The organism is Pseudomonas sp. lyk4-R2A-8, from assembly GCF_030209095.1.
In the GTDB taxonomy this organism is placed as follows: domain Bacteria; phylum Pseudomonadota; class Gammaproteobacteria; order Pseudomonadales; family Pseudomonadaceae; genus Aquipseudomonas; species Aquipseudomonas quebecensis.
This window is the reverse complement of record NZ_JARVSS010000037.1, coordinates 55297-66623: the sequence shown is the minus strand read 5'-3', so window position 1 is coordinate 66623 and position 11327 is coordinate 55297. Positions and strand designations below refer to the sequence as shown.

At 61.5% G+C, this 11327-nt stretch carries 10 protein-coding genes; all 10 read right to left on the bottom strand.

The window, feature by feature from the left end; all coding sequences use genetic code 11:
* Positions 1-9: 9 nt before the first annotated feature.
* Genes icmH through tssE form a run of 10 tightly spaced genes read right to left on the bottom strand, consistent with a single transcriptional unit; the run spans position 10 to position 11322 of the window.
* Positions 10-873, bottom strand: coding sequence for a type IVB secretion system protein IcmH/DotU (gene icmH / locus QRN10_RS24060; RefSeq protein WP_285429318.1), 864 nt, complete (start codon positions 871-873; stop codon positions 10-12).
* A gap of 5 nt (positions 874-878) precedes the next feature.
* Entirely contained in the window at positions 879-2204 is a 1326-nt protein-coding gene (gene tssK / locus QRN10_RS24055) for a type VI secretion system baseplate subunit TssK (protein WP_285429317.1), read from the bottom strand.
* Positions 2191-2691, bottom strand: coding sequence for a type VI secretion system lipoprotein TssJ (gene tssJ, locus QRN10_RS24050; protein ID WP_285429316.1), 501 nt, complete (start codon positions 2689-2691; stop codon positions 2191-2193). The genes tssK and tssJ overlap by 14 nt, the downstream gene beginning before the upstream one ends.
* Before the next feature lie 5 nt (positions 2692-2696).
* Positions 2697-3881: a type VI secretion system-associated FHA domain protein TagH gene (gene tagH / locus QRN10_RS24045; RefSeq protein WP_266247906.1), complete on the bottom strand. Its 1185-nt coding sequence runs from the start codon at positions 3879-3881 to the stop codon at positions 2697-2699.
* A gap of 14 nt (positions 3882-3895) precedes the next feature.
* Positions 3896-4027 carry a type VI secretion protein gene (locus QRN10_RS24040; RefSeq protein WP_181076909.1) on the bottom strand — a complete coding sequence of 44 codons (132 nt, stop codon included), beginning with the start codon at positions 4025-4027 and terminating at the stop codon, positions 3896-3898.
* Positions 4028-4085: 58 nt separating this feature from the next.
* The gene (locus QRN10_RS24035) at positions 4086-5606 is read right to left on the bottom strand and encodes a sigma-54 interaction domain-containing protein (RefSeq protein WP_285429315.1); all 1521 of its coding nucleotides are present in this window, start codon (positions 5604-5606) and stop codon (positions 4086-4088) included.
* Positions 5603-8158: a type VI secretion system ATPase TssH gene (gene tssH / locus QRN10_RS24030; RefSeq protein ID WP_285429314.1), complete on the bottom strand. Its 2556-nt coding sequence runs from the start codon at positions 8156-8158 to the stop codon at positions 5603-5605. Before tssH ends, QRN10_RS24035 begins: the two co-directional genes overlap by 4 nt.
* Positions 8155-9180: a type VI secretion system baseplate subunit TssG gene (gene tssG, locus QRN10_RS24025; protein WP_253508029.1), complete on the bottom strand. Its 1026-nt coding sequence runs from the start codon at positions 9178-9180 to the stop codon at positions 8155-8157. The genes tssH and tssG overlap by 4 nt, the downstream gene beginning before the upstream one ends.
* A complete protein-coding gene (tssF, locus tag QRN10_RS24020) occupies positions 9144-10931 on the bottom strand; it encodes a type VI secretion system baseplate subunit TssF (RefSeq protein WP_285429313.1) in 1788 nt (595 codons plus the stop codon). The genes tssG and tssF overlap by 37 nt, the downstream gene beginning before the upstream one ends.
* A complete protein-coding gene (tssE, locus tag QRN10_RS24015; protein ID WP_181076901.1) occupies positions 10921-11322 on the bottom strand; it encodes a type VI secretion system baseplate subunit TssE in 402 nt (133 codons plus the stop codon). The genes tssF and tssE overlap by 11 nt, the downstream gene beginning before the upstream one ends.
* Positions 11323-11327: the final 5 nt, after the last annotated feature.

Here is an 11327-nt window from a genome sequence, read left to right as displayed (position 1 = left end):
CTCCCAGCGTTACGAGGACGTCCGCGTCAGATCCGGCGCCAAAGATTGAAAGGATTGCAGTAAGGTCGTGCGCTGGTCGCCGAGCACGCCGGCGAATGCCAGATACATCGCCAGCAGGCAGATCCCAGCACAAGTGGCGACCCATTTGGCCGGCACCATGCGTAGCCGCGTGCGCGCCGGTCTGTCTCGCTCGGTGGAAACCGTCATCGACGCGTGTTCGCCACGCCCATGTCGAATCTGTCGGTACAGGCCATCGCGCACCGCTTCAAGCTGCACCCCACCGCGCTCCGTCACGCGGTACTTGCCTTCAAAGCCGATGGACAGGCACAGGTACATCAATTCCAGCATCGCCAGGTGCTTAAGCGGATCGAGGGACAAGCGCTCCAGCAGTTGGAAAAACTTTTCCCCGCCAAAGGTCTCTTGATGAAAGCGGCTCAGCAGGCTTGTTTTCGACCAATCGCTATGGCCGCCCCACGCCGTGGTCACCACCGCTTCGTCAATCACACTGCAAAGTACATAACGCGCGGACATGACCTGACTGTTTTCCTCGCCGTGATGCAGGGCGCGCGCCTCGAAGGCCAGGATCCCTGCGGACAGCCGGTCGTTAAGCGCCTGCAGGCTCTCGCGTCCCGAACTGGTCTTGAGCTGGACCGTCTGGAGCAGCAGGTCCCAGGCCGACGCGACCAGGAGGTTGGGGCCTATCGTAAAGCTGTGCGCGCCCTGCAGGCCGGCGGTGTAGATCATCCGGTCCTCGAGGTGCTCGAAGCGCGGCGGCGCTGCGAAATCCGTCACGGCGCCCTGCACGGGACCGTGACCATCGCGATCAAGCAGTACGGTTTTCTCGTCCTGCGGGTATTCACTGTCCATAGTCATAACGATCAGTTCCTGATGGCCCAGAACTTGAGCTCAAGCCCGGCAAACTCGCCGCTGGCGTGGAAGGCAAAACCTCCCGATTGCGCCAGCTGCGCGATGTCACGAGCACTGAGTTCAAGCATGAAATACGTCTTGCCGGCATGGAACGGGATCTGTCGCGGCGCCACGGGCAGCGGCTTGACCTTGATTCCCGCGAGATGCAGGTTGACCAGTTCGCGAATGCGCTCCACGGGGCCGACCTTCAGGTGCGCGGGCAAGCGCTGGCGCAGCTCTTCCGAGTCGCACTGGGCAGTGGCCGCCAGAATGAAAGTGGCGCAGCCCAGCAACTTGAGGTCACTGACCGGACAGACCAGCACCCCGTATTGGCGCGGTTGCAGTACGAGCTCAATGGCATGCTGCTCCAGCACCGACGACAGCACCGTTCGAATGCCGTCCATCAACCCGCGAAAGCTCGCACCCTGGTCGCCATGCCGGTAACTCGCCTCTATCTGGGCGCGTTTATTGTGGGTAGCGAACGTCGACAGTTCACCGAGGATCACCAACAACTCGCGGTACAACGTCTCTGGACGAACCTGAGGTTGGGTCAGGTAATGACGCAGGGTCGACTCTGTACGGTTGATCAACTGCAGCATGAGAAAATCGCCCAGTTGCGTGCTCGATCCGTCGTTGCCCTGGATGCGCTCGGCAATCGCGTCGCCACGGGTACCCAGCAGGCTGATCACCTCATTGACGCACGACGACACGTAGCCTGAGCGTTGCAGGTAGATGAACGTCGGCACAAAGTCCGCGTCCAGCGTCACGCCTCCCTCGCGTGTCGACTCCAGCACCTGGGCCACCTGGAGTTTCACCAGGAGCGGGTCGCCGGCCTGCTCCCCCAACGCCAGTCGCAGGTCCGGACGAGCGCAATTGATCGGGCAACGGGAATCGACACCGGCATTGGAGTCGCCTACCTGGGTTTCATGACTGACGTAGCGCGCCAGAACGTCGCCTTGCTCCGCCCTGCGCACCTCCACCTGATTGCCGACCGCCAGCGGCAACACCAGGTACACCGCTTGCCCGCCCGCGTCAGCAGGCACCTGCAGCACCAAGGGTTCGTTCGCGCTGCCCAGCTCGAACAGGCTGCCGTCCGGAAATACCCCGCTGGCTCGGGCGACTACCACTTTGCCCAGGTTAAGGTATTGCGAGTCGACCTCAAGCGTCAGGAATCCCCAGCCATCGCCCTGCAACAGGCGGGTCTGGTTAAGCTGCTGGTGGTAGTAACGGTCGCTGTGCTGCAAGTGCTGCGGGCGCAGCAACATGCCCTCCTGCCAGATGACGTTATAGATCTGCATTTCGATCTCCCAAGCGACCGGCCTCATGGCCGACGATGCGGATACCCGCCTCGTCAAGCACAAGGTCGACACGGGTCAACTGCTGTTGTTGAACGCTGAGTACCCTGCGCCACTGCACACGAGGCAGATCCCGGTAGGCCGCCAGCACGCCGACGTAGCGGCTCTGCGGTTCGATACTGAGCTTGAGCATCTGCCGCTCACCGGGACTCAAGGCCAGCTCCTCGCTGCCGACCCAGTCCTTGGGCAGCGCTTGCTCAGCGCGTCCATACAGGCTGAAGAAATCAGCATGCTCAAATGCCGCCGGGTGCCGCAGTTCGATCAGGTGTATGACCACCGGCGATGGACGACCGTGAAGGTCCGGATTAAGCGTTTCGCTGGCCGTCAGGGTCAGCTCCAGCTTGGTCAAGGTCGAAAAAGGAGAGAGGCTGTGGCAGCCGGCCAGCAGGCTCAACGCCGACAGTAGAAAGACGACGACAGCTCGATACATGAAAGTCATCCCGGATAGGCCGTGTGCAGTGTTGAAACCAGACGCACCTGTTCGTCATAGGCTTTGGAAAAATCCTCGCGTAACAGGCGTTCCTCAAGGCCAGGCGTGTCGTTAAGTCGTTGGTAATGACGTTGGTAGGCGCGCCAATGTGCACCAGCGGTGGTGAACCTCGACGGGCTGCGCTCACGTTCAAAGCATGTCAGCAGATGCACTGGGGCAAACGCCGCTACCGCACTGCGCACCGTGGCACGGCAAGCCACGAGCAGCGCCAGTTGGTGGATCTGCAGTTCACGGCAAGCCTGGGCAACCGCCCATTCGGAGCAAAGCTGGCCTTGTTCTTCCATGCCCAGCAGCGCGCTCATGGCAGCCTGGGGGTCGACACAGTCCTTGAGCGGGTTCTGGCGCTTGAAGGGTGAGGTGGTCAGGTCCAGGTGCAACTCGCTGTTCAGCTCATCGCGGGTGCGCAAGCTTTGCTGAATACCCTCGACGGTTTGCCTGAACAAGCCCGCCACTTTGATCGCTAGTGCTTCGCGCGTGCGTGAATCAAGCCCCTCCATCCGCAGGCCCAGCGCTTCGCCGAATTGCGTCCAGAAGACCGCAGGGACCGGAACAGGAGCCGAAAGCGGTTCGACATCCGGTGCTTTTTCCTGGACATCGGCCCATCTCGGCGCGATCAAGTGGTCGCGCGCCAAGTCACCGCTGGAAAGCGCGCGGGCGCTCAACGCAGCGTTGTCGGGCAACCCGTGCGAATCTTCGGATGGCGGATGGGACAAGTCGTCACTGGGCATTGCCTGCAACGGGTCCAGCCCCACAAAGGCATCATGGGGGATCGTCTCGCTACCGGCGCAGCTCTGCGCCGCGATGGGGCTTGGTCGTTCCGCCAGCCGCGCACGAATATCCACCGGCCCCAGTTGATAGACGTCACCGTCGCTGATCAGCCGTGCCAGGCCTTTGCGCAGGCGTTCGCTGCTGCCCCGCAGGCCGATGCCGTTACTGCTGATATCGGTGAGAAAGTACTGCCCGTCACGGTAACTGACCAGACCATGATGGCTGGACAGCAAGCGACTGGGATCGGCAAGGTTCCAATCACACCCTACCCCACGACCGATCACGCCGCCGGCGTCATCGAATACCTTGCGCGCCGACGAATCACCGCTTGCGGCGTCGCACACTTCAAACACTAATTGCATGCCAGGGCCCTCGTTCAACGGCCGCTACGCGTCAGTTGGGGATCACCCAGCGGACGGTAGTCGGCGTCATCAAACACGTAATTGGCGTTGCAGCCACTCAACAAACACAACGCAAGCCACCAGGCTTGCCATGGACGAAAATGCATCAGGCTTCTCCAGGAAAAACAGGCCGGGCAGCCGGAAATCGCACCCATGAGCTCTTCATCAGCGCTCCCCGCGCATGTCGTCACAAGGGATGTTCAAGCGTGCGAGACGATAAAGCAGGGTGCGACGTGCCACCCCCAGTTCGCGGGCAGTGCGGGTTCGATTGCCGCGGTTCTTGTGCAGGCAATCGATCAAGAACACCCGCTCCACCCGTTCCAGGCGCTGACGCAACGTTGCCTCGACGGCGCAGGTCACTGGTGGTGGCGTGAGAGCAAGGTGCGCCGGAAGGATCACGTCCTCTTCACAGAGCAGCACCGCGCGCTCCACCAGGCACTTGAGTTCCCGAACGTTGCCCGGAAAAGCGTGACTCGACAGTTGATCCAGCGCAGCGCTTGACCACTCCAGGGGGCTGCGTCCCAACGCATCGCAGGCGTTCTGCATAAAATGCCGGGCCAGCATCAGCACATCACCCTCTCGCTCACGCAGGGGCGGCAGTTCGATAGGAAATTGCGCCAGGCGGTAATACAGGTCCTCGCGAAAACGGCCCTCGGCCACCATCGCGGCGAGGTCGCGGTGGGTGGCGGCGATAATCCGCACATCCACCTTATGCGGCGCGCCGGCACCCAGCGGGCGAATCTCCCCGTCCTGCAGTACCCGCAACAACTTGGCCTGCAGCGACAATGGCATATCGCCAATCTCATCCAGCAGCAACGTGCCGCCATTGGCCGCGTCAAACAAGCCGATATGGTTACGCTCGGCCCCCGTGAACGCCCCCTTGCGGTAGCCGAACAGTTCGCTTTCCAGCAGCCCCTCGGGGAAGGCGGCACAATTCTGCACCACGAAAGCCTTGCCCTTGCGCGGGCCTGCGTCGTGGATCGCACGCGCCACCACCTCTTTGCCGGTTCCGGTCTCGCCCCGCAGGAGCACGGTGCTGGGGGCAAATAACACCTTACCGATCAAGCGACAGGTTGCCGCCATAGCGGCGCTGTTGCCGATCAGCCCGAATGCACCCATACGAGGCGTGGCGCCCATACGCGTGTGTGCAGGCCCCGTACGCCTGAGCAGCGTGAGCTGCCTCAAGGCAAAGCTGCCCAATTGCCCCAATGACGACGCGTAACCCTGCAACGATTGTTTACGTAGGCTGGCGCACAGCAACAGGCCGGCAACGCACTTGCGCCGCCCGAATAACGGTATGCAGGACAACGACTGCCAGGGTGTCGCCATTGCCGGCAGGAAGCCGCACGCATAGACGCTGCGCGCCAACTCATCGAGCGACAGCGGGGTAGCCTGATCGATTACGTAGTGCAGCAGTTGCTCATGTTGAAAGTCCGGCCCGCACGTGGGGTCAGCGGGTCGCGTGACCCCTGGCAAATGCTGGGCAGTCAGCTCGAGCCGGCCCGTTGTCTCGTCGCGCCAATACAATTGGCTCAGTTCACAACCGCTGAGCTGGGCCGCCGCCGCGACGCACGCGTCAGGCAAGCTGGCTTCGTCACACTCACTGCCCAGGCGAGTGAACCAGGCCAGCATAGCCTCGGCATAGTCCAGGGGATGGGGTACTTGGCTGAACGGATTGTCTGTCATTGGCTGAACTCGCAGATCGGCTGGGCGTTGGCGTCCAGACCGGCATGCACGCGCGCTACGGATTCGCCGACAGCCATGGTCTCCAGAAGCCGGTCAACCATCTGCGGCAACAGGCAGCTGTCGATCCATTGGTCGATATAACGGGCGCCACTGTCGCTGTGGCTGCAACGTTCGGCCATGTGCTTGACCAGATCGTCCGTATAGCTGAACGACAAACGACGCAATTGCAGCCTGCAGCCGAGACGCTCCAGCTTGAGCCTGGCCAGATCGTGAAGCACGTCACCGGCGATCGGGTAATAGGGCACCACACGCATTCGAGCCAGCAGGGCCGGCTTGAAATAATCACGCAACATCGGATAGATGGCCGCTTGCAGTACCTGCGGGTCGGGCCGCTGAGCGCCGGCACACAGCTTGGTGATGCATTCGCTGCCCAGGTTGGAGGTCATCAGAATCAGCGTGTTGCGAAAATCGATCTCACGCCCCTCGCCGTCGTTGGCCAGGCCCTTGTCGAAGATCTGATAAAACAGATTCAACACGTCGGGGTCAGCCTTCTCCACTTCGTCCAGCAGCACCACTGAATACGGGCGCTGACGCACCGCTTCCGTCAGTACACCGCCCTCCCCGTAGCCGACGTAGCCGGGAGGTGCACCAATGAGTCGAGACAGCGCATGCTTTTCCTGATATTCAGCCATGTTCAGGATCGTGACAAAGCGCTCGCCGCCATAGAGCAAATCCCCCAGGGCCATGGCCGTTTCCGTCTTGCCTACGCCACTTGGGCCCACCAGCAGGAATACGCCAACAGGCGCGTCGGGCGTGTTGAGACCTGCGGCGACGGCACGCAAGTTGCGATCAAGGGCCTGCACGGCGTGCTCCTGACCCAGGATGCGCGAGCGCAGCGCGTCAGCGAATCCCAGGACCGTCTCACTGTGCTCGACCGCCAGGCGTTCAACCGGAATACCTGTCCAGGCGCTGACGACCTGGGCCACCAGGCGCGGACACACCTCGAGATGAACCAGGGGATGTGCGCCCTGTCGGGCACGCTGTTCTGCCAGCACCTGTTCCAGGGCATCCACGTCCTGCCCTGCCTGGCGGGCATCGTCCAATTGCTGTCGCAGTGCAAGTACCTGTTGCGCGCACGCCTGCTCTTCAAGCCAACGTGCTTGTAACTGTTGGTACGCGTGCTCGACAGCCGCCAGTCGCCGTTCCAGCGCGCGCAATGCCTGCGCATCCATCGGCAACCCTGCGCCTGTGTCTCGCAACAGCGACAGACGCTGTCGCATACATTCAGCCTTCTGCGCACCCAGCCGCTGCAGCGACTCGGGGGCGCAGACCCGGCTGATGCGTGCACGGGCACAGGCGGTATCCAGTACGTCCACGGCCTTGTCGGGCAACTGGCGCCCAGCGAGGTAGCGGGCACTCAGGCAGGCGGCGGCCACCACGGCGTCGTCTCGTACATAGACGCCATGGCTGGCTTCATGCACCGGCACCAGGCCACGCAGGATCGAAACCGCCTCCTCAACACTCGGCTCGCCGACCTTGACCGGTTGAAAGCGCCGAGCCAGGGCGGGGTCTTTCTCGAAGTAACGTTTGTATTCCGACCAGGTGGTGGCGGCGATAGTGCGCAACTCACCTCGGGCCAGCGCCGGCTTGAGCAGGTTGGCCGCATCGGCGCCACCCGCCTGGGCACCCGCGCCCACCAGCGTATGCGCCTCGTCGATAAACAGAATGACCGCTTGTGGCGAGGCGTTGACCTCATCCATCACGCCCTTGAGGCGCCGTTCGAATTCGCCCTTGAGACTGGCTCCGGCCTGCAGCATGCCCATGTCCAGGGTCAGCACCCGTGCGTTTCTGAGCAGTTCCGGCACCTGATCGCTGGCGATCCGCAAGGCAAGCCCCTCGACCACAGCCGTTTTGCCTACGCCGGCTTCGCCAACGAGGATCGGGTTGTTCTTGCGTCGTCGCGCAAGGATATCGATCAGCTGGCGAATCTCGCCATCGCGACACAGCACCGGATCGATCCGGCCTTCATGGGCCTGCCGGGTCAGATCGTGAGTGAACCGTGCCAGGCACGACTCACCATCGCTTGCCGGGGCGCCCTCCACCTTCCGACTTGCAGCAAACTCGCGCACGCGCTGCGCATCCAGGCGGCTCAGCACGCGTTGATAAGCGCAACCTTCAGGCTGTGGCGGGTGACACAACAACGCCAACAACAGCGCGGCATGGTCCACCTCGGTTTGATGCAACTCCAGATGGGCGACCATCAACGCGTTTTGCAACCATTGCACCAGGCCCTTGGCGAACACCGGATTAGGCGAAGCACTCGTTTCAATCCTTGGCCGCAGCGTGGCTGCCAGTTCAGCGCTGTCAACCTCGGCGTCAGCCAGTGCCTTGATCAACAGGCCTTCGCGGTGTTCCAGCAGGACGCCCAGCAGATCCTCTACAAGAACCTCGCCGCCTCCGCGCGTCACGCAACGCTCGGCTGAACGTTCCAAGTCTCGCCGCGCCTGGGGATTCAATGCGCGGATCAGTTGTTGCAGGTCTACATTCATCATATGCCTCTGCCCTTGCGGCGAATATTGCCGGTCACGATGACCGCGCCATCGGCGCGTGCAGGCGTCAGCCAACTGGCCCAGCCCAATCGACAAACGTTGTGTTCGCCAAGCTGCAACGGTCTGATCTCTTCTTTGCTCAATACCAGGCGCAGGTCATAGTCCAGTGGTTCGCGCGCGATCAGTCCTATCAGTGCACACAGCGGCGGGTGGTCGGTGCCCGAAGGTAAAAAATCGTGAAAACGCTGCCAGTCGAGGTCCGGCAGGTGCACCCTGAATTTCCCGCTGCGGTCGTCGACTCGGCAGCCAAGGACATGGTCCACACCCAGCGCGTTGTTGGCGTCGCCAAGCCTGTTGCGCTGCGTCGGTGAAATAACAACCGAGCGCGCCACCCATTGCTCGACCCACAGACGGGAGTGCCTGAAGTAGTAACGCAGCACCGTCTCGATCAAGGCCGCGGAATGCACGCGCAGGCTGAGCAACCCGAGATAAGGCAGCAGTCGCTTGCAGTTCAACTGGGCGGCATCGCGAATCGGCTGGCCTCTCAACCCGGCCAAGGCGAACATCTGTTCGGAAAACCTGTCCCGCGCGCCCCCCTCGAAGCACGCGCGATAGCGGTACTTACGCCAGATCGGCAGCATCAGGCGGTGCAGCCGGTGGTGGAACAGGTCCAGGAAGTCACGGGCAGCATTGCCGCCCGCCCCATCGGCAAATGCCTGCTCGCCGTAGAACGCCGGCAGCGGCGAGCCTGCGCCACATAGGCTCAGCACGTTGAGACGAAGACGCGCGCGCCATTGTCCCTGCTCGACAAAAAACTCCAATCGATCGATATCGTGACCGGGAAATCCGAGGCCTGGGTTGGCCTGGAATTCCAAACGGTCATACAGCGCGTCGTTATCCAGCAACGGATGCGCATCGCGTAAACGCCGGATCACCTGCGAAATTGCCTGGAACAGCGAATATTCACGGATGACACGGGACAGTTGCGTTAAATCAGAGGCTGCTGGCCCATCCGGGTTGGCCATAGGTACACATCTCCTTGTGTGCTGGTGACACGTAGTTCGTGGCAAGTGTTGAGGCCCGCATAGAGCGCGAAGAATTCGTTGAGTACCGAGGCGAATACAAATATCTCGCCCTGCCCCAGGAATCCTTGGGCGTCGATGCTCAGGTCGATCAGCACGCCTCGCAACGGCATGCCTCGATGCAATCGATCAACCTGGACGTGACTGATGGAGCGCAATGCGCCCAGTCTTCTCTGGCTGATTTTCCTGGCCTGCCGGTCGTGATAACGCGGCAGGTCGTAAGTTTCCAGAACGCCCTTCAACGCGTTGATATCGCTCAACGACAGGTAGTTGAGCGACATATTGCTGATCAGGCGCCAGAGAAAATCCTGGTCCAGGGGCGGTGCGAGGCTATCGGTCGGCGCGCAGATGTTGCGAAACGACAGCCCTTCGGGGGTCTGCTCGCAGGGCTGGTTGATAGCTCCAGCCGCTAGTTGTCGAGTGAGGTTATGGTTGGTGCAGGTCAGCTCGATCGACAGCGTTTCCTGCTCGTGTCCGACGCCATCGGCAAAACCCAACCAGGTGTCGAGCCCACCATGCTGCGCCGAAGCGCGCTGGCGAATGGTGTAGCTGGGCGGGCCTGCGGAGGCGTTCCCATGGTCATCGTGTTCAAACGACTCAAAGGGGACGAACGCCCGGTAACCCTGGCCGCCAGGACGCCAGCCTGTCACTCGGTCGACGGAAAACACACCGGCGTTACCTCGCGCATACTCTCCTGGAATCAGCAGATACTCGTCCTGCTTGCCATCCAGGCGAATCGGTACCGCATCATGTGTGAACAGGTTGACGATGGGCGTGCAATACAGCTTTACGTTGTCCCGAGTCAGATGCTGGAGCTGCGAGGGTTGGTTGTGTAACTCAAAGCGCAACGTCACGCCGCAGATTCGCTTGATGACCTCATTGGGCAAGCGTCGCAGCGCATCCAGCCCCGTCACATCGACGAACAGGTACTTGTCGGGGAAGATGAAATACTCCTGCAAATGACGGTAGCCAGTGAAGGTGTTCGGCGGATAGGGGATCAGCGCCTGATCCTGCGCGAAGCCCACCGGCTGCACCTGATCCGCGCCAATGCGCAGCGATAACGCCTGGCCATCACGCTCGGAAATCGGCGCACCTGCACGGTCCAGTGGCAGTAACTGCACACCCGTAAGATGACGCAGCAGCCCCAGGTACAGGCCTTGGCTGATGTAGCGATCCCCGGTCAGGTGCAGGCGCAACTGGTCAAATGCGCACTGACTCAAGTCGCCCTCGGCACTGATGCGCAACTGCAGGCTCAACACTGCCTGCTCTCCCTGAACGCTGTAGTCCAACGCGCTCAGTTGAAGGGGCAAGACCTGGGTCGCGTAACAGGTTCGAAAGCGGCAACGTTCGCCTTCGACCGAACCACTTTCCACCGGTGTATCCCGCGCAACCATGACCCCAGGCCCAGCCGTCTTCAATGGGTCGAACTGCAGGATGCTGAGTGCTGGAATCGGGCGCATATAATTGGGCCATAGCAAATGCATCAGGGAGTGCGTCAGCTCCGGCAATTCGTCATCCAGTTTCTGACGCAGGCGCCCGGTTAGAAAAGCGAAGCCTTCCAATAACCGCTCGACATCCGGGTCCTTGCCGGCTTCGCCGAGAAACGGCGCAAGCGCCGGATTGCGTTCGGAGAACTGCCGTCCCAGCTGACGCAAGGCGCTGAGTTCGCTTTGGTAATAACGGTTAAAGGACATCGGGCAACACCTCGATACGCCCCGCATCACGCAGGTGTGCGGTAAACACCACAGGTTGCACGACGCCATCAATACGCAGTGTGGCGTCGATGGCAAATGCCAGGCACAAGGGGTCATGATCGCGCGGCAGCACACGCACACGAACGTTGCTCAAACGTGGTTCGTAGGCTCGAATAAAACGCTCGATCAGCAAGCGTGACTGGCTCAATGATTCGTGCAGGCTCTGGTTCATCTCATTGAAGTCAGGCAACCCATAATCCGGCAGCGTCTGCACGCTCCCCGCGCGGATGCTGAGCATCTTGCCCAGGTGAGCCGCGACAGATGTCACGCCACAGCCGGGCTTGGCCGACGGAGCTGCAAATCGTTCGAACAGGCTGTGGTTGCGAGTCATGACCT

Excerpts from the sequence above, each read along its gene's own strand:
- icmH (WP_285429318.1), bottom strand. The coding sequence starts at position 873 with ATGACTATGGACAGTGAATACCCGCAGGACGAGAAAACCGTACTGCTT.
- tagH (WP_266247906.1), bottom strand. The coding sequence starts at position 3,881 with ATGCAATTAGTGTTTGAAGTGTGCGACGCCGCAAGCGGTGATTCGTCG.
- tssG (WP_253508029.1), bottom strand. The coding sequence starts at position 9,180 with ATGGCCAACCCGGATGGGCCAGCAGCCTCTGATTTAACGCAACTGTCC.
- tssE (WP_181076901.1), bottom strand. The coding sequence starts at position 11,322 with ATGACTCGCAACCACAGCCTGTTCGAACGATTTGCAGCTCCGTCGGCC.
- tssF (WP_285429313.1), bottom strand. The coding sequence starts at position 10,931 with ATGTCCTTTAACCGTTATTACCAAAGCGAACTCAGCGCCTTGCGTCAG.
- tssK (WP_285429317.1), bottom strand. The coding sequence starts at position 2,204 with ATGCAGATCTATAACGTCATCTGGCAGGAGGGCATGTTGCTGCGCCCG.
- QRN10_RS24040 (WP_181076909.1), bottom strand. The coding sequence starts at position 4,027 with ATGCATTTTCGTCCATGGCAAGCCTGGTGGCTTGCGTTGTGTTTGTTG.
- tssJ (WP_285429316.1), bottom strand. The coding sequence starts at position 2,691 with ATGTATCGAGCTGTCGTCGTCTTTCTACTGTCGGCGTTGAGCCTGCTG.
- QRN10_RS24035 (WP_285429315.1), bottom strand. The coding sequence starts at position 5,606 with ATGACAGACAATCCGTTCAGCCAAGTACCCCATCCCCTGGACTATGCC.
- tssH (WP_285429314.1), bottom strand. The coding sequence starts at position 8,158 with ATGATGAATGTAGACCTGCAACAACTGATCCGCGCATTGAATCCCCAG.